General features: G+C 69.1%; 16 protein-coding genes and 4 pseudogenes. 14 read left to right on the plus strand and 6 right to left on the minus strand.

Features of this window, described 5'->3' with window-relative positions:
• Positions 1-359: 359 nt before the first annotated feature.
• Positions 360-743: pseudogene (locus IG02_RS43760) on the plus strand (glycoside hydrolase family 5 protein); the annotation flags it as partial.
• Positions 744-808: 65 nt separating this feature from the next.
• Entirely contained in the window at positions 809-1,594 is a 786-nt protein-coding gene (locus IG02_RS41985) for a glycoside hydrolase family 5 protein (RefSeq protein ID WP_199813925.1), read from the plus strand.
• Positions 1,595-2,588: 994 nt separating this feature from the next.
• Here IG02_RS41985 and IG02_RS0100020 read toward each other — a convergent pair.
• The gene (locus IG02_RS0100020; protein ID WP_051764201.1) at positions 2,589-3,380 is read right to left on the minus strand and encodes an IclR family transcriptional regulator; all 792 of its coding nucleotides are present in this window, start codon (positions 3,378-3,380) and stop codon (positions 2,589-2,591) included.
• Between the two features lie 25 nt (positions 3,381-3,405).
• On the opposite strand from IG02_RS0100020, the pseudogene IG02_RS0100025 reads away from it, so the two are divergent.
• The 3 genes and pseudogenes from IG02_RS0100025 to IG02_RS0100030 form a co-directional block, all read left to right on the plus strand.
• Positions 3,406-3,555 (plus strand): annotated as a pseudogene (locus IG02_RS0100025) (helix-turn-helix domain-containing protein); the annotation flags it as partial.
• Between the two features lie 88 nt (positions 3,556-3,643).
• Positions 3,644-3,943, plus strand: coding sequence for a DUF6207 family protein (locus IG02_RS42380; RefSeq protein WP_234314547.1), 300 nt, complete (start codon positions 3,644-3,646; stop codon positions 3,941-3,943).
• 4 nt (positions 3,944-3,947) lie between these two features.
• Positions 3,948-4,175, plus strand: a complete 228-nt coding sequence (locus IG02_RS0100030) for a hypothetical protein (protein ID WP_158712211.1) — start codon at positions 3,948-3,950, stop codon at positions 4,173-4,175.
• Between the two features lie 470 nt (positions 4,176-4,645).
• Here the strand turns inward: IG02_RS0100030 and IG02_RS0100035 are convergent, their stop codons facing one another.
• Positions 4,646-4,900, minus strand: a complete 255-nt coding sequence (locus tag IG02_RS0100035; RefSeq protein ID WP_030739829.1) for a DUF6342 family protein — start codon at positions 4,898-4,900, stop codon at positions 4,646-4,648.
• Positions 4,901-5,391: 491 nt separating this feature from the next.
• Here IG02_RS0100035 and IG02_RS41285 point away from each other — a divergent pair, with 491 nt between their 5' ends.
• From IG02_RS41285 to IG02_RS0100060, 5 genes and pseudogenes are all read left to right on the plus strand, one after another.
• A complete protein-coding gene (locus tag IG02_RS41285; RefSeq protein ID WP_158712212.1) occupies positions 5,392-5,682 on the plus strand; it encodes a hypothetical protein in 291 nt (96 codons plus the stop codon).
• Positions 5,683-6,431: 749 nt separating this feature from the next.
• Positions 6,432-7,109 carry an HdeD family acid-resistance protein gene (locus IG02_RS0100045; protein ID WP_030739834.1) on the plus strand — a complete coding sequence of 226 codons (678 nt, stop codon included), beginning with the start codon at positions 6,432-6,434 and terminating at the stop codon, positions 7,107-7,109.
• A gap of 243 nt (positions 7,110-7,352) precedes the next feature.
• Entirely contained in the window at positions 7,353-8,258 is a 906-nt protein-coding gene (locus tag IG02_RS0100050; RefSeq protein WP_234314548.1) for a diacylglycerol/lipid kinase family protein, read from the plus strand.
• 763 nt (positions 8,259-9,021) lie between these two features.
• Entirely contained in the window at positions 9,022-9,666 is a 645-nt protein-coding gene (locus tag IG02_RS0100055; protein ID WP_234314549.1) for a hypothetical protein, read from the plus strand.
• Between the two features lie 185 nt (positions 9,667-9,851).
• Positions 9,852-10,168, plus strand: a pseudogene (locus IG02_RS0100060) (asparagine synthase-related protein); the annotation flags it as partial.
• 114 nt (positions 10,169-10,282) lie between these two features.
• On the opposite strand, the gene IG02_RS0100065 reads toward IG02_RS0100060, so the two are convergent.
• Both IG02_RS0100065 and IG02_RS0100070 read right to left on the minus strand, forming a co-directional pair.
• Complete coding sequence (locus tag IG02_RS0100065) at positions 10,283-11,215, minus strand: alpha/beta fold hydrolase (RefSeq protein WP_030739841.1); 933 nt, start codon at positions 11,213-11,215, stop codon at positions 10,283-10,285.
• A complete protein-coding gene (locus IG02_RS0100070) occupies positions 11,208-11,933 on the minus strand; it encodes an MFS transporter (protein WP_030739844.1) in 726 nt (241 codons plus the stop codon). Before IG02_RS0100070 ends, IG02_RS0100065 begins: the two co-directional genes overlap by 8 nt.
• Before the next feature lie 87 nt (positions 11,934-12,020).
• Between IG02_RS0100070 and IG02_RS0100075 the strand changes: the two genes are divergently transcribed.
• Both IG02_RS0100075 and IG02_RS0100080 read left to right on the plus strand, forming a co-directional pair.
• A complete protein-coding gene (locus IG02_RS0100075) occupies positions 12,021-12,611 on the plus strand; it encodes a TetR/AcrR family transcriptional regulator (protein WP_030739847.1) in 591 nt (196 codons plus the stop codon).
• Positions 12,612-13,139: 528 nt separating this feature from the next.
• Complete coding sequence (locus IG02_RS0100080) at positions 13,140-13,940, plus strand: aminoglycoside phosphotransferase family protein (protein WP_030739857.1); 801 nt, start codon at positions 13,140-13,142, stop codon at positions 13,938-13,940.
• Between the two features lie 432 nt (positions 13,941-14,372).
• Here the strand turns inward: IG02_RS0100080 and IG02_RS0100085 are convergent, their stop codons facing one another.
• On the minus strand, positions 14,373-15,080 hold the full coding sequence (locus IG02_RS0100085) for a TetR/AcrR family transcriptional regulator (protein ID WP_030739860.1): 708 nt from the start codon (positions 15,078-15,080) through the stop codon (positions 14,373-14,375).
• A gap of 103 nt (positions 15,081-15,183) precedes the next feature.
• On the opposite strand from IG02_RS0100085, the gene IG02_RS0100090 reads away from it, so the two are divergent.
• Positions 15,184-16,578, plus strand: a complete 1,395-nt coding sequence (locus tag IG02_RS0100090) for a serine hydrolase domain-containing protein (protein WP_030739863.1) — start codon at positions 15,184-15,186, stop codon at positions 16,576-16,578.
• A gap of 86 nt (positions 16,579-16,664) precedes the next feature.
• On the opposite strand, the gene IG02_RS0100095 is transcribed toward IG02_RS0100090, so the two are convergent.
• The gene (locus tag IG02_RS0100095) at positions 16,665-16,964 is read right to left on the minus strand and encodes a hypothetical protein (RefSeq protein ID WP_030739865.1); all 300 of its coding nucleotides are present in this window, start codon (positions 16,962-16,964) and stop codon (positions 16,665-16,667) included.
• A 62-nt stretch (positions 16,965-17,026) separates the two neighbouring features.
• Between IG02_RS0100095 and IG02_RS0100100 the strand changes: the two are divergent.
• Positions 17,027-17,537, plus strand: a pseudogene (locus IG02_RS0100100) (hypothetical protein); the annotation flags it as partial.
• Positions 17,538-17,562 lie beyond the last annotated feature (25 nt).

The raw sequence follows: 17,562 nt of genomic DNA on the forward strand, positions 1-17,562 counted from the left end.
GGTGACACTGCCCGACGCGCTGGACCGCACCGCAGTACCCGCCGGCACGGCACTGCGCCTGAGCGCCTGGGACGTACAGGTCTTCGTCGCCGGCGGAGACGAGTCCGCCCCGGCCTGAGGGCGCAGTACCACCGCAAACCCATCCGTCACCTCATCACGAAGGATCCGCCGTTTTGGCCACGACACTCTCCTCCGGCCCCTCTCATCCCAGCACTACTCCCGCGAACCCTCTGCTGAGGGTCTCCGGCACCCGGCTGGAGACGCACGACGGCACCCCGGTCCGGCTCCGCGGCGTCGGCCTCGGCGGCTGGATGAACATGGAGAACTTCATCACCGGCTATCCGGGCAATGAGGCCGCGATGCGTTCCGCCGTACGGAAGGTGATCGGTGACCGCCGCTACGGCCTGTTCTTCGACCGGTTCCTGACGGCCTTCTTCGACGAGGCCGACGCCGCGCTGCTCGCCGCCAAGGACGTCAACTGCCTGCGCCTGCCGGTCAACTACCGCCACTTCGAGGACGACGCCCGCCCGTTCGAGATCCGCGAGGAGGGCTTCGCACAGCTCGACCGAGTGATCGATCTGTGCGCACGGCACGGCATCTACACCATCATCGACCTGCACTCCCTGCCCGGCGCCCAGAACCACCAGTGGCACTCCGACAACCCCACCCACCTCGCGTTCTTCTGGGGCCATCCGCACTTCCAGGACCGGGTGGTGCGCCTGTGGGAGGCCATCGCCGACCGCTACAAGGGCAACGCCTGGGTGGCCGGCTACAACCCGATCAACGAACCCGCCGACGAGTCCGGTCCGTGCTGCCCGCTTTCTACGACCGGCTCGCCGACGCGATCCGCGCGGTCGACCCGCACCACATCCTCTTCCTCGACGGCAACCACTACTCCACCGACTTCGACCTCTTCGGCGAGCCCATCGAGAACGCCGTCTACACCTGCCACGACTACGCACGCGCCGGCTTCGCCCGCAGCAGCGGCTACCCCGGTGAAACCGACGGTACCCGGATCGACAAGGAACAGGTCGAAGAAGCCTTCCTCCGCCGCACCGCCTACATGCGCAAGACCGGCACCCCGATCTGGGTCGGCGAGTTCGGCCCCGTCTACACCGGTGATCCAATGCGCGACGAACAGTGCGCGCAATTGCTCGCCGACCAGCTGGAGATCTACCGACGGCATGAGGCGAACTGGACCATCTGGACCTACAAGGACGTCGGCCTGCAAGGACTCGTCCACATCGCGCCGGACAGCGCCTACCACCGTCATTTCGCCGAGTTCATGGCGAAGAAACACCGCCTGGGCGCGGAGGCATGGGGATCCCCGGAAGGCGAGATCCGCGAACTGGCCAAGCCTCTCGAACAACTCATCACCACCGAGTTCCCGGACTTCGCCGCGCGGCCCTTCAGCACCCGCCAGTGGATGGACGTCCTCCTGCGGCACATCCTGCTCGGCCAGCCCCTGGTCCAGGAGTACGCCGAACTCTTCCGGGACCTCGGCGACGACCACGTGCTCGCCCTGGCCGACTCCTTCGCACTGGAGCAGTGCGTACGCCGGGACTGGCTGCTGGACTCGCTCGCGAGCGGATGACGGGCAGCCCGGGGCAGGCGCGTCGGGGCCGGACGTCAGCTCCCCGAACCGTGCGTCGACTCGCCACGCAAGCGCACGCCGAGACGTGAACTACACGGTCTGTCCCCGGTCGCAGCACACCACCGTATGCGCCGACGCGGAACGACGGCCATGAGGCGGCGCGTTCCTCGGGCAGTGCGAGGAACGCGCCGTTCCCGTCAAGGCGTCCGGTCATCACGAGCACGTTGGCACAGTCGTCCGGCCCGGGCCAGAATCCCGGTTCACCGATCGACTCGCACGCCGTGAGCCGAACCACCGGGAGCAAGGCTCCGACGACGCGTTCGTAGTCGCTCCTGGCCTCGGCGACCTCGCGCGAGTCAGACAGGGACGGCCAGATGGGCAAGGACTACGCCGCGCAGGGTGCTCGCCGTGAAACTCTCCGGTTCCGCGGCGAACGCCGTGACCCACGGTGCGTCGCCGGCACGGATTACCGCGACGACGGCACGTTGCAGCTGGTCCTCCCGCGGGCCACGATCGGTGCTCAGCATCGCCCGGCAAGCCGTCCGCGACCAGCTCGTCCTGGCTGCGGGCGCCATCGCCGGCACGGGCTGCCGACGACATCCCAGCAGGTTCCGTCCACGACCGGCAACCGCAGACCCCGCCAGAACGCGCCCGGCGTCGCTTCGGCGGCCATCGGCTTGCCGTCGTAGCAAACAGCACCCGCAACGGCTTCCGCCGTGACCGGTAAGGGATGCCTCGCGAGCGCGGGCGCAGGCGGTTCACCCAGAAGTTCCACCACCGCTTCTGGTTAGCGCACCTCCCCCACCCGGCCCGGGATCCGGCGCACGCGGCGCGGCTGCACAGCGCCATCCCGCAGGCTGTCTCACACGGGAACCAGGACAGCGCGGTAGCCGCGACGCGTCGGCTCAACAACGATCCGATCGAAGTTCACACACCAGGCTCTGGGAACATGCGAGCGCGGCAGAAGTGAGCTCGGCGCCGCGCGCCTACAAGCTCAGCGGATACGCTCTGCGCTCGTCGGTGACGGGTTGTATCCCAGTCGGCGTGAGACGGCGTCCGCCGTGGCGGCGGCCAGAGGGCCGAGACGGTTCAGGGCGGGCTCGACGCGGTCCTTCAGGCCGGCAACGCTGATGGCAGCCACGACACGGCCGGTGTGGTCGAAGATGGGAGCGCCGCAGCAGGCGCTCGCGAGGTCGAACTCCCCGTGCTCTTCTGTCCATCCCCGGCTCCGGGCCTTGGCGATGTCGTCTTCGAGTTCTTCGACGGCGGTGAGCGTCTGCGGGGTAAACGGGGTCAGCGGAAGAGTGCGGAGCAAGTCGGCCCTTTCGCGACGGTCCAGGCCGGAGAGGTATGCCTTGCCGACCGAGGTGGCGTGCAGTGGCCGGCGGGCGCCGAGTTCGGCGTTGACGCTGACCGACTGAGGGCCGCGTTCACGGTAGATGAACACCATTTCGTCGCCGCTGAGGACGCCGAGGCTGACAGTCTCGCGGGTCTGCTGGACCAGGACCCGCAGCAGTTCCGGTGCGACGTCGGCGACATCGGTGGAGTGGACAGCGGCCATGGCGAGCCGGGCCGCGGCCGGACCGAGGCGCCAGCGGCCGTTCGTGGTGGCGTGCAGGAAGTCGTAGTGGCTGAGCTTCTCGACGATACGGTACGCCGCGCTGCGGCTGATGTCGGCGGCGGCGGCCAGCTCGCCCGTGGACGCCTCACACGCATCGGCGAGGTGGTTCAAGATGCTCAGCCCTCGGTCGAGGGCGCCTTTGCGGCCCTCGTCCTGCTCGGTCACGCTGTCGATCCTCCCCTGTGCCCCGGTCGCGGACGGACTGGGCAACCCGGAGATCGCCCAGCGGCTGCACATCAGCATCGCGACCGTCAAAGCACACGTGGGCAACCTGTTCGCCAAGCTGCCGCTCGAGAACCGGGTACAGATCGCACTCCTGGTCCGCGACGCAGAGAAATGACCACCCCGGCACGGAGAATCAGGACTACTCCGAGGAAGCGGCACATGGACGGCGCGCGGTGAAGACGCCCGGCTGGAGAACTCCGCAGATGTCGGGACTCGTGCTGTGCGTGAGACAGATCAATGACGCACATGGGGCGGTGCCGGGCCTGGCCGTGGTGGAGGTCGCGGCCGCCGATGACGAAACCGCGCTCGCGGTCCAGAAGCTGCTCGCCGCACGATGCGCGATCGCCCCGGCGGACCGTACGACCCGGGAGCCCGGCGAGCCCGGTGTGCGGCGCGCTGCTTCCTGGACCTGCGCCAGGCGCCCGGCTCGTAGCGCCGCGGGCCCCGGCTGCGTCCCGCCGGCCAGCCGTGGTCGGTACCGTGGTCGGTCTGGCCACCGGTGAGGCGATGAGCGAGCTCCGACCCGGTGACATTACTGACGAGATAAGCAAGGCCATGGACACGGCTCGGCGGCGGGGACTGCAGAAGGACCTGCGCACTCTCGCGGCCAACATCCGCGCCGACGCCGAAGGCCGGTACGCCGGCGCGGAGCCCGGACGGCAGGCCGAAGTCGGGTGGTGGACGCTGTTGTGGATCGAGAACACCGCCAGCCAGCTGACCGAGGGCCGGTCGTAGGTAAGCCGGCCGGGGGGGGGCGAACAGCGCTCGGGCCTGCCGTGGTCGGGGCGAGGCTCAGGGCGTGTCGCCCGAGTAGCAGAAGCGGCAGCTCACACCCGGGCCGGGTGTGCGAGGTTCGCCGGGGCACGGGGCGTACAGGGCGCGGACCCCGGGAACCGCCCGAACTCGGTGGCCAGGGCAACCCCGTCGTCGGTCGTGATCACGAGGGTGTAGACCGTCCCGGCCGCTACGACGTGCTGGTAGAGGCGGGGGCGGTGACCGAGTCTGCCACCGCCCCCCCTTGGTTCGTCAGCCGGGCTTGAACGGCTGGGTGCCGTTCAAGCCCTTCCGAAACTGGCCCAGCTGATGACCCGAGGAACAGTGGGCTGTCTTTGCCCTTCTAGTGCCGCGACCGGCAAGGTTTGCCCGTCAAGGAGCGGCGTCCGGTGCGTGTGATCGCAAGGCGGCCGGAAGCCCTTGTAGCGGAGCTACCTGGGCTCGTCGGAGTCGAGTACCGCGATGACCTTCTTCGTGGAGCCGTGGTGGGTCGTGAAGTAGATCTTGTCCGCATCCTGCGAGGTGGAGTAGTTCGTGTTCACCGACAGCTCGATGCTCACCGGCGAGCTGATGAGTACGTCCTTCTTGGGCGAGTTCGGGTAGGTCTGGTTCTGCCGCAGCTTGACACGGCCGTGGGTGTCGCCCTCGTCCCAGTCCGTCGCCAGTCCAAGATCGATATCGGGCATGTGGCTTCCCCTCCAGTTCAGGCGGACCGCTACTCCTCCCGCAGGTCTCCAGCCACGTCGCTCCATGTCTGCAGCCCGGCAAGGACGCGTCCCGCTCCCCCAATGAAAGAAGTTGCTAGCCCGGGCGCGTCGCAACGCTTCCCGAACCAGATCGAGAACCTACGCGTCCCGCGCGCCCGATGGAGGCAAACACCGCAAAGAATCACAAGAAGGTCAAAATTGTCTTTAAATGTCTGAATAATTGCGTACGAGGGGTGAGGGAGAGAGTGTCTCCTCGGCGGCCGCTCGTTGACAGAGATCCAGCCCCTCCGGTCAAGTGCGCCTGCGCCAAGGCAAGATCAAGTCGGGACGGGATGTCCTGCACTCCCCCACCGGATGGTGCGCCCGGAGCGGGGCCACGCGATGCGCACCACCGTGGTCTCCACCCTCCGGGTGGACTCCACTCCCATCCGGCCAGCGGGCCGTGCACCGGGCGCGCGGTGGAGTTCACCGTGTCCGCTCATCCCCGGCGGCGGCCCCGCGCGGTGCGCCACGGGATCGGCCGGCCGCCAAAGTACTGCCGTGAGCGGGCGGCGCCGGACGGGCGGCGGCTCCGGCGACGGGTACAGCGCCGCGCGCAGCCGGGACGCGTCCGCGAACTGCTGAACGTGCTCCAGGCGCTGCGGCAACAGGTACGACGGAATCGGGACAACCATCAGGGCCTCCGTGCTCGATTCGACGGGTACGCCGACATCACCGAGACGACCCCGGAACTCCTGCGGCGCATCACCCCGCAGACCTGAATCCCCGCCGGAGGCAGGAGCCGTCTGTCCAAGACGAGTGCCTCACAACCCTCGACGGTGATCCGCGGGCCGCCGTGGACGAGTTGTCTTTATGTGTGAGATGGCGCGCAGGATGGCATGCGAGAGCGCGTAGATGCGTTGAAGCCGCTTCGCGTTCGGGGGTGCCTTCTTCTCGGCGTCACGGGGAAACCACGCGACCCTCGTCATCGGTGTCGCCGTACTGCTCCCGCTCGGCTCGCTTTTCAAGGCCCAGCGGGCCCCTGTCGGCAGCCCTCAGGCCGCCCCGCCCTGCCTGCAGCAACCGGGGCCACGCGAGGAAGAAAGTAGAGAAGTGTCACCTGGTGACCATCAGGTGACCGCTTCCCGCCCGACGATTTGTCGCATCCCACGGAATGCTTTGAGAGCGAGCGACCAGTTGCTGTCACACCACGCGAGACACTCGCCCCCCACCGGAAGGGCGCCCCATGACCGCCACCGCATCCCCTGCCCCGACTGCACCGGGGGTGCGGTCCTGGTGGGGGATCCCGTACCCCACCGCCGAGCGGTACCGTCGCCCGGTGCTCGCGGCCTTCGCCGGCATTACCCGCGCGGGGACGGGCCGTCGCCGCGGGCGCGGCTGCGCGGACTGCTGCGCCGCCGCGGCCGTTCCTGACCGGGCTTGCGAAGACCTCCGCCAGGTGAAACAGGCCCGGTTGGGTGAAGATGGAGGTGTACGACCCGACCGTGCTCTTCCAGGAGGAGGCAGCGGCATGACTTATCCCTCCGATTCCTCGGGCACTGGCCCCGCGCGCGGCACCGAGCCACAAAACGCCCCCCTGACCGAAGACCTGGGCGCCTTGGCGAACATGGGCTGGCAGATCCTGCTCACCACGGGCCTGGCCACCATCGCCCTGGGCGTCGTCGTTTTCGCCTGGCCTGCGGAAACGCTGCGGGTCGTCGGCGTACTCTTCGGCATCTACCTGCTGGCCACCGGCGTCTTCCAGCTGGCCGCCGCCTTCGGTACGCACGTCCCCCGGCATCTTCGGGTGCTGCACTTCCTCACGGGCGCGCTCTCCGTCCTGCTGGGGCTGATCTGCTTCCGGGGCACCCTGCAGTCGATCTTCCTGCTCGCCCTGTGGATCGGCTTCAGCTGGCTGCTGCGCGGCATCATGGTGACGGCTGCGGCGGCCTCCGCCCGGGACATGCCGGCACGCGGCTGGCAGTTGTTCTACGGGATCATCAGCACTGTGGCGGGAATCGTGCTGATCGTCTCGCCGTTCGCCTCGGTCGCCGCACTCACCCTGGCGGTGGGCGTCATGGCCGTGGTCCTGGGGGTGGTCGAGGTGTTCCAGGCCATCAGGATGCGCGTCGAAGTCGGTCGCCTCGCTCCTGGCGGCACTGCCGCCGAGCGGCGGCCCCTGTTCCACCGCCCGCACCCCCAGCACTGATCGCGGGCAGACTCCGGCGACCCGCTCGTGCGGCACGCGCCATACCGGGCGTCTGCGCCGTCCATCTGCCCGGCTGCCGCAGCGCACGGGTGTGCCGCCAACCGGCACTGACGACCGATGCCGCGGTCACGCCGCCGGGAGGCGACCGATGTCTTACGTCAACAGGGCCGCCGAAGGTCGGCCTGAACGCCGAGAGCGGGTGCGGTAATGGCCGGCACTCGGACACGCTTCCAGGTTGTGATCGTGGCGAATCCACGCTCGGGCGGCGGCAAGACGGCTCGTTACGGCCTCGTACAGCGGGCCGAGGACATGGGAGCCCAGGTCTGGACGACCAGCGCGGAAGGGGATGCGACGTCGCTCGCGAGGAACGCCGTCGAGGAGGGTGCGCAGGTGCTGGGGGCCGTGGGCGGCGACGGCACCGTGTCGGCGGTCGCCGCGGTGGCCGCCGACACGGACCGGTCGCTGGTCGTAGTCCCGGCGGGCACCCGCAACCACTTCGCCCGGGACCTGGGCCTCGATTTGCGCGATCCGGGGCGGGCGCTGGACGCTCTGGTCGACGGTGAGCCCGCGCAGGTGGACCTGGGGGTGCTAGGCCCGCGTGTCTTCGTCAACAACGTCTCTATCGGTATGTACGCCGACGCCCTGCTGGAGCCCGGGTACCGGGAGGACAAGCCGCGCGCCTTCGCCGCGGTGGCGCCCGACTACGTCAAGGGCAAGCAGTGGGTCGAGGCCCGCGTGGACACACCATGGGGGACCGTCGAGTTCCCGCAAGTGGTGCTGATCTCCAACAACCCCTACCACCTGGCCACACCGCGCTGGCTGGGGCGTCGCTTCTCACTCACCACGGGACAGCTGGGCGCCATCGTCCTCAAGCGCCCGTCTCAAGCGCCCCCGGATCTCCTGCGGCACCTGCGCGGCGAACTGCGACAGCACAAGCGCGGTGCCGGCCCGGCGGACGAAGGGGCCGTCACCTGGTCCGCTCCGGGCATCACACTGCACGGTGATGCGCAGTATCTGAACGCGGGCATCGACGGCGAAGCGGTGCGGCTTCCTCTCCCCGTCCTGTGCGGAATCCGGCCGGGTGCCCTGCGCGTGCTGCTGCCGAAGGACCGGCCAGGGATCCCGCCCGAGCGCGCGGTGCGCCATTGAACGGAAGCTTTCGGCTGAGGCTCAATCTCGGTCGTACGGTACGAAGACGAGTCCGGACATTGGACCGCCCGGAGATTGAAAGGGCAGGCACACGATGGAGGGGCGACGGGTTGGCGAGCAGCGGGCTGTATCCGGAGAGGACGGCTCGGCTTGAGGCTCTCGTCAACGAGTGTCGGCCGCTACTGACCGGTGACGGCGGGATGGCTGCAGTGCAGCGGCTACTGGCCGAGCGCCGAGTCGAGGTGTTCGATGCGATGGTAATCACGCGCGAGCTGCTTGGGGCGGGGCCCAGCGCCCTTGGCGAGGCGAAGACATCTGGTACGGCTTCTCGTCCATGCACACCAGCGGACGCGCGCCGGGTCATAGGGCCGGGCACAGACGGCCAGCACGTCTTTCCATCCGATAGCCGCGAACTGGCCGTTTACTCGTGGCGGGATGGTCCAGCACTTCGTCAGGTGAGGACGCAGTTCCGTCTTTTTAAGCCGCGACAGGCTACTAGCAGTCGGCACTGCGCGGCGAAGCGGGTCTCTGCCTGCCGCAGTAGGGGCAAGTCCAGGAAGTCTGACCGAGATCAACTTTGGTGATCCCCGATCCCCTGCGACCCCCTCGGCCGGGGCCCCAAGATTGGCGTGTTCACGCCGACAGAGGTGGGGTGTCAGCAGCCCATACTGCGGTCTGGACCAGCCGGGCGCCGGCCGGTCGGCACACGACAGCAGCGCGCCGGGCCCAGCCGTCGCGCCCACAATTCCGAGGAGACTCCCGTATGAGCGGATTACGGATGACCGGACGTCTCAGATCGCTGGCCCTCGTCCTGGCCGCAGGCGCATTCATGGTCGGCGGTCTGTCCAGTACAGCGGTGTACGCGTCGGAAGCCGCCCCGCTGAGCGCCGAACCGCAGCTCGGCATCCAGTTCAACCCCGACGGCACGGGTCAGTGTGAAGGGAGGACCGGGGAGCAGTGGGCCGCCTCGCCGAACTGGACGGAGGCCATCCGCTTCGACACCGACAACCGTCCCGGCGGCTGTCAGCTGGCGTTCGGCGTCACCGACCCGGACGGCACCCTCGCGGGCTCCTCCATCAGCTACCAACTCACCCGCAGCGCCGGCGGTGTAGGCCAGTGCGGGGACAACCTGGGTGTCAACGCGGTGCCGATGCTGCCGATCCCGGTGTTCGGGGCGCCGGTCAGGGTCGACACCGACAGCCAGCCGGGCTGGTGCAACCTCACTTTCGCCGTGACAGGCAGGATCGTCCTCGACGTTCAGCTCTATGCCGACGGTGACGCGGGCCAGTGCTCGGACGCCTCGCCCATGACCCACTCGGTCTTCGCAGGCTCTCCGGTCACAGTGAAGATCGACACCGACGGACGCCCCGGCGGCTGCCAGTTCCTGCTGCGCCTGCGGCACTTCTAACACCCCGTACACCCGGTTCCGTGCCACGTCTGCGGTGCGGCGCCCCTCCGGGACTCAGGTGCCGGGCCGCGTGCCCCGTCGCGGTCCGGCACCTGTGCCCGGCCTCATTACGCCCTGGCCGGCAGAGCTCTGGCCGAGGCCCGCCGCCGCGACGACGGCCCAGGACCAGCTCGTCGCCGACGCGGCCCCGCTGCACCCTGCTCTCCCGCCGCCTCCGCTCCTCCGCCATGACCACCACCGCCGCCCGCCAACTCGGCGAGCACAGCATCGCTCAGACCGACCACTTCGTCGCCGACAAACTCCGCCGCACCCCCGACACCCCTTTCATCCACGACGAGGCCCGCACCGCCGAGACCGACCACCAGGACATCGTCCTGGACGCCCAGGCCCCGCCGACCCCGCCATCCGCGAGAAGACGATCGGGGCCCGACATCTGCCCACCGGGTTGAGCGACATGGACACCTCGCTCCGTCTGCTGTTCCAGGCCATCCCCAACCAGTCCGCCCACCCCAACCGAAAGTACGGATCGGCCCGGGCGGGAGCCCGGTGGGCCCAGCGCTGTTCGCGCTCCTGATGGGGCGCGGGTGCCGGTCCTCACACTTGCTTCCGCCGAGTCTCAATCGTCTTCGGTGATGAATTCGGTCAGCGCGGCAGCGACGGCATCGGGCTGTTCATCGGGGATGAAGTGTCCTGCGTCCGGCACGACGATCCCGGTGGCGTGGTCGGCCCACGGCCTGATGGAAGCTGCCATGTCGGGGATGGAGCCGTGGCTGCTGGAGATGCCGAGAACCGGGACCGTCAGGCGCTGTTGTTCCAGCGCTTCGTGGTTCTTCCGCGCCGACTCGGCGGCGTCCCGGTAGTAGGCCAGGGATGCACGGAGACCGCCGCCGGCGGCCACGGACGCGGCGTACCGCTCAATTTCGGCGTCATCGAAGGTGTCGGAGGAGAGGGTCTTGACCTTCAGGAACCAGCCGACGTACTCCCGTTCGCGGCCGGCGAGCAGTGCCTCGGGCAGGTCGGGCACGAGGTGGAAGGCGAAGTGCCAGGTCTTCCACGCCTGCTCGGGGTCGGTCGGAATGGCGTCAGGGAGTGTGATGCCCGGGATGCCGGCGTCGAGCAGTGCCAGGCCACGCAACCGGCTCTGGTGCTTCAAGGCGAGGGAAAAGGCGACCCACGCGCCGATGTCGTGGGCGACCAGCCAGTATGTCGAGACTCCGAGCGCCTTGACCGCGGCATGGACGTGCGCAGCGACCGTGTGCGTGTCGTAGCTGATGTCCGGGCGTTCGGAGTGGCCCTGGCCGGGCAGGTCGATCGCGATGACGTGGAATCGGTCGGCCAGGTTCGGCATCACCTTGCGCCATGCCCACCAGGTCTGCGGGAACCCGGCGAGCAGCACGACGGCTGGACCGTCCGGCTGACCGCCCTCAACCGCGTGAAGCCGGACGCCACCCGCGTCGACCCAACGGTGGGTGAAACCGGCCAGGTCAGGCAGCGGCAGGTCGCGAACCGGGTTGCCGGAGACACGAGGGGCGCTTGCGGGGTCATTCATAATTCTCCTCCACTGGTGTGAAGTGTGTCGACGGTCTGCTGGAAGCGTCACGTGTGCTGGTTGATTCGGTACGGCGGCCGAGGGCGAGTCCCACGAGCGCAGCGGACACGATGAGAGCAGCGAGCACGGTGCTGGAGATGACCAGCCAGAAGACGCCGGCGAAGGCGCACGTCGCCAGGTAGCACCAGAACACGGTGTGGATCGGTGCCGTGACGCGTTGCGCCAGGACGCCCGCGGCGACGACGCCGAGACTCAGGCCGCCGATGTTGGCCGCGGTGCTCAGCACGGCTGCCGTCCTGCGCCCGCGCACGAGTTCCGCGATCGCCGACGTTGCCGTCGCGATGATGAGCCCGGTCGCCACGCCGTTCAGCACACGCGAGATCAGCAGGACCGTGAGGCCGTCTGCCCGTGCAAATCCCAGAGTGCTCAGCGCCGTGAGGGCGAGCGACAGCGCGAGAACGGGACGGCGGCCAATGGCGTCGGACATGGCACCGGCCACGACCGGGGTGCCGACGACTCCGACGGCGTAGGCGATGAACACGACAACGGTGGCGAGCGGTCCGAAGCCGAATTGCGAGGCCGACAGCACGTACAGCGGCGTCGTCAGTGTTCCGCCCGCCATGACAACGGTGCAGACGAACGCGATGGCGCCGACCGCGAGCCCGCGGTGCGCGTGTCGCTGCGCTGTGCGGTCTGCGGGGCATCCGGCCATGATCATGCCTTCACCCTAACCCATCTTGAACTGATTGGTTCAAGATGGGATGATGGTCTCCACCAAGAAGGCGGAGCGGGAGGGAGGCACGGCATGGCAGGCAAGAAGCGGTTCGACATCGCCACGGCGCTCGACGCCGCGATGGTCCAGTTCTGGCGGGCCGGCTACGCGGACACGTCGGTGGACGACCTGTCCCGGGCGACCGGACTCAACCGCAGCTCCATCTACTCCTCCCTCGGCGACAAGGACACGCTGTTCATACGCTGCCTGGAGCGCTACACCACGCGTTACGGAGACAAGTACGACGCCGCGTTGTCCTGCGCCGCCGACCGGCCCCTGGCAGCCGCGCGGGCGTTCTTCGACATCACCCTGGAACGCATCGCGGACCCCGGTCTGCCCGATGGATGCCTGGTGGCCCAAACCGTCATGGCGACCCCAGTGCTGAGCGCGAGCGTCGCGGCGCGCGCACGGGAGGCAATCGGCTTCCAGCACACCCGGCTACGCGCCGCGCTGAAGGCCGGCCGACTGCACGACGAGGCGGCCGAGTCCTTCGCGACCCACCTTGCGGCCGTGAACCAGTCCCTCGCCGTCATGAGCAGAGCCGGAACAAGCACGGAGCAGTTGCGCGCCATCGTCGACGTGACTCTTGACGCACTTGGGCAGACTCTCAGCGCGAGCGACTGAGATTTGTCCGGCAAAGCGGACTTCGCCATCTGCCTGAGCAGAACCCGCCGTGCGTCAGGGTGCGCGTCGGGGTTCCGGCGATTGCCCGGATCGTCCCAGCTTCAGTTGTTGGTTGACGTCGGTGGTGGGCCCTGGAAGCGGGCGAACACGGCCCCTGTGGATCACGGAGTTCTCCACCGTTCAAGATCCGCGAAGGTCGCCCTGTTCGACAAGGCGTCCTTCCGTCACGTTCTACCGGCGGTAGGAGGCATCGGCACCCGGCCTGGCCGCAGGGGCGGGCCGGGTGCCGGCGCCCTGTCCGCTGACCGGCACCGCCCCGGCGGGAGGCGTCTGCATGAAGCCGTGTGTCCTCGTGCCGTCGGAAGCGGGTCGGGCGGGTAGGCCGGGAGCTCCCCGGGTCCCCTGGGCTGCGTCCCTGACCGGCATGGCTTGGGTGGACCCGATCTTGCGTGTGAGCGCCGAGCACTTGTTCGCGCCGAGTTCGCGGCCCGGCCCGCGCGGGGTCGCACTGGCGATAGCGTGATCCTCATGACGGCTGAAGACGAGGCCCTGGTCGGCGGGATGATGAACGCGGGGGCGGTCTTCCGCCGGGGTGCGCTGGTTGAGCGCCCGGCGCCGCGCAACGCGCGCGCCCTGCACGCCCATCTCCTCGCGCTGAAGGAACACGGCTTCGACGCGGCGCCGACCCCTGTCGGCCTCACCTCGGATGGCCGCGAGCATCTGACCTTCATCTCCGGCGACGTGGCTCTGCCGCCGTTCCCGGACTGGGCGATGACGAAGGCTGCCCTCGAATCGGTGGGGAGCCTGCTGCGGCGCCTGCATGAGACCAGCACGGCTGTCGCGGTCGACCCCCATGCCGAGTGGCCCCGGGACCTGGCCGACCCGGAGGGGGGAACGATGCTGTGCCACAACGACGTCTGCCCGGACAACGTCGTCTTCCGCGACGGCCGTGCCGCTGCCCTGATCGATTTCGACCTGGCGGCCCCAGGCCGTCCCCTCTGGGACATCGCCATGACCGCCCGCTACTGGGTGCCCGTGCTCGATCCCGGCTCCGCAGCCGCCTTCTACCCCTCCGGGCTGGATGCGCCCGCACGGCTGCGGATCCTTGCCGACAGCTATGGCCTCTCGGCGAGGAACCGCGCCGAGTTGCCCGGCGTCATCGAGCAGGCCACGGAGGTCTGCCGGGCCTTCGTCTCCCGCCGCGTGGCCGACGGTGACCCCGTCTATCTCCAGGCGCTGGCCGCGCTTGGTGGATGGGAACGCTGGGACCGTATACAGACATGGCTGGCGGACCACCGCAAGACGTTCACGGCTGCCCTGTTGAGCTGACCGATGATGGCCTGGAGTCGAAGGCGGCGCTCGCCCAGGCAGCGGCAGAACCGCGGGCCGCTGCCGCCGACGGCGGCGAGCAGTTGGCGAAGGACCTGGCCGACCCCGCCTCAGTCCTGTCCCTCATGGGCTGCCCGCCAGTGGGCCGGGCAGACCGCCGGGGGTGGGTGCGGTCGCGGCTTCTTCGAGCAGCGGACACGCTCGGCCGCCGGCAGCGCGGCCGCGGTCTCGGACGCCTCAGCAGACTCGCCGCGGCCCGCGCTGCGACCTCGTCGTCGCGAGTTGTCCCCGTACCCCTCCTGAGTGCTTCACCACGTACGGAGTTGTCCGCACCGCCGCTCAGGCCACGTCGGTGTCCCATTCGATGGCTCGCGGCTGGGTGACGCGGGTCGGCGCAAGGCCGGGAAAGAGCCATGGGCTGGGCCAGGCTGTTCAGTCCGTGCGCGGGTCACTCGGGCCGACGCCGCCGCCGGTGAGGCGGGCCTCGAAGCCGTCGAGGATGGACTGGAAGCCGAACTCGAAGGTGCTGTCGGGCGCCGCGGCATACTGCGAGGCGGCTGGGGTGCCGAGGCGTTCGCGCAGCCGCGGGTATTGCTGGGCGGTCTCGGTGGCGCGAGCCATGGCGTCGGTCATCAATTGCTCGGCATCTGCGCCGTTCTTGCTCAGCCGACGCTTCAGTGATACCTCCGCGGCGGGGCCGAGTGCGCTGCCGAGCACGAAGGTGAGCACGGTGGCGGCTGCCCGGTCCGCGTCGGCGGCGGTGAAGCCCGCCTTTTCGTAGATGGCGAGACTGAGATCGTCATGGCGGGCCTGGCCGGGGCCGTGCATGAGATGGCTGCCGAACGCCTGGCCGAGCCAGGGGTGCCGGTTGAGCATCGCGTGCATGCCGGTGGCCTGGATGGTGGCGGCCGTACGCCAGTCGGTGGCATCGAGATCGGGCTGCTCGATCTCGTACCAGATCGCATCGCCGGCGAGCCGGACCAGCTCGTCCTTGGTCTTGATGTGCCAGTAGACGGCTGTGGCGGCCGAGTCGAGCCGTTTGGCCAGGCTACGCATGTTGAGGCCGTCCAGTCCCTCGTCGTCCAGCAGCTCGATGGCCGCCTGGACGATCCGCTCCGGGGTCAGCGTGTCTCTCGGCATGGCCACCACCCTACTTGAACTTAGTTCACGCACAGGCTTGCACTTTGTTCAAATGGCGGCCTACGCTCCCTCTCGTACTTAGTTCAAGTCTCTGGGGGAAACGATGTCGCAGAAGAAGCTGTCGGACTTCGTCGAGGCACGGGCCAAGGAGTTCGCGGTTCCCGGTGTCGCCGTCGGGGTGCTGCTGGACGATCAGGAGATCTACGCATCGCACGGGGTGACGAGCCTTGGCAGCCCGCTGCCAGTCGACGAGAAGACCCTGTTCCATCTGGCATCGGTGTCCAAGACCTTCACGGCGACCGCGCTGATGCGCCTTGTCGCGGAGGGAAAGGTGGACCTTCACGCGCCGGTGCGGCGCTACGTCCCCGAACTGAAGCTCGCCGACGAGCGGGCCGCGGCGCAGATCACCGTCCTGAACCTGCTCAACCACACCGCCGGCCTGGACTGGAACCTGATCGACGACGGCAAGGGCGACCGCTCCCTGGCCGGCCTCGTGGCGAAGCTGCTCGACCTGCCACTGATCGCGCCGCCCGGTGCCCGCGCCTCGTACAGCCAGGCCGGATACAACCTGGCCGGGCGGATCATCGAGAAGGTCACGGGCCTGCCCTTCGAGCAGGCCATGGCTTCGCTCGTCCTGGAGCCGGTGGGGCTTTCGGACACCGTGTACGGCCTGGCCGAGGTGATGGTCCGCAAGTTCGCGGTGGGCTACAACCGCAGCGAGAACGGCGAACTGCGCCCCGCCCGGCCGTGGGGGGCGTTCAAGGAGGGCGCGCGCGCAGACAACCCCGGCGGCGGCCTCGCCTCCTCGGTGAGCGATCTGCTGCGCTGGGCACGATTCCAACTCGGCGACGGTGGCGACGTCATGCCCGCCTCAGCGCTGCACCGCATGCGGGAGCAGACGGTCAGGCTGCGCGCCAGCTCGCTCGGGGACGGCATGGGCATCTGCTGGTTCCTGAACGGCCTGGACGGCGTCCACCGCATCGGGCACGGCGGCTCGGGCAACGGCCAGTTCGCCGAACTGCTCATCGTGCCGGAACGCAACTTCGCGGTGGTTTCCCTGGCCAACGCCGGGCCGGACGGCTACCCCTTCAACCAGTCCGTGGTGAAGTGGGCGCTCGAGCACTACCTCGGCATCGTCGAGCAGGCGGCGGAGCCGCTCCCGTACGACGAGGAGCAGGCCCGGCAGGTCGTCGGCCACTACGAGATCGACGCCATGAACCTCGACATCGTCACCGACAGCACCCGCGTCACTCTGGCCATCGATATCAAGCCGGAGATCCGCGCAGCATCGGAGGAGGAGATGCCGCCCGGCTACCTGGCCGCGGCCATCGGCTTCCTTCCCGGCGACGGCGACGGCGACGGCGACGGCGACGAGTACATCGTCACCGAAGGCGGCCTCAAGGGGCAGCGCGGCTACTTCTCCCGCGACGACAACGGCGCGGTCATAGGCGTCGATCTCGCCGGCCGACTCTTCGGCCGGGTCGTGGAAGCAACCTGATCCAGCAGGTCAGGTGATCCCGAGCGGCCGCCCCTCCGGTACCCGAATCAGCGGCAGCAGACCCACGGACGCAACCCGCCACCGCGTCAACCTTGGTGCGCGCCCATCCGAACAAGGTGGCGCACTTCCACTCGTACGCCGACACGGGTCAGGTGCTTGACCGCCCTGTCCTTCTCCTCGACCGGGTTTCCCGTGATCCAGGCGGCTCGGCCCTTCTCGAGGGCGGGCTTGATGGAAAGCGAGTAGATGCCTGCCGCGTCCTTGCCTATGTAGTCGGAGCCGCGTACCTCGACGGTGCGGATGTCGCCGGCGAGGGCCTGTTCCCCCATCCGTTTACGGAAGAGGCCCTTGCGTCCGGTGGCCTCCATGGGGGTGTGCTCGTTCATCAGGCCTCCGGGCCGGCGGCCATAGGCGTAGAGGCTGCCGCTAAGGGCGAGGACGGCGTCGGCCGCTGTACTGGACGTTCATACCCGAGGGCGCGACTGCCACCTTCGTGGGCATCGGAAACGCGCACACCTGGCCGGACGCCGTCGCCGTGACGCTGCTGGGCGTGGGCTGGATCGCCATCATCCTGGGGCTGACGCCCGGTATGGCCCGGCTCCAGGAGGGCCTCGGGCGTGACCGGGGTCTCGCGGGCGCGCTCTGGCGGTCTCGCCGCGAACTGCGCGGTGCCCTGCCGGATCGACGTGGACGTGCCCGAGCGCTGCGCCGCCTCCGTCGAGGCGACCGCCTACTTCGTGGTCGCCGAGACCCTGACCAACATCGCCGAGCACAGCGGCGCCCGGCACGCCGTCGTCACGGCACGCGGTGGCGGGGGCCGGCTCGTGCTGTCCGTCGAGGACGACGGCAGGGGCGGCGCCGGGGGTAACTCCCGGGCTCCGTACCCACCACATCGGGACCATGCTGGAAGCCCGTCTCCGACCAGGCGGTGGCCGCCGGTACCCGCGGAAGCGGCCTGACCGGGCCCGTGGCCATGCGCGCACC

Source organism: Streptomyces sp. NRRL F-5135 (assembly GCF_000719775.1).
GTDB lineage: Bacteria > Actinomycetota > Actinomycetes > Streptomycetales > Streptomycetaceae > Streptomyces > Streptomyces hebeiensis.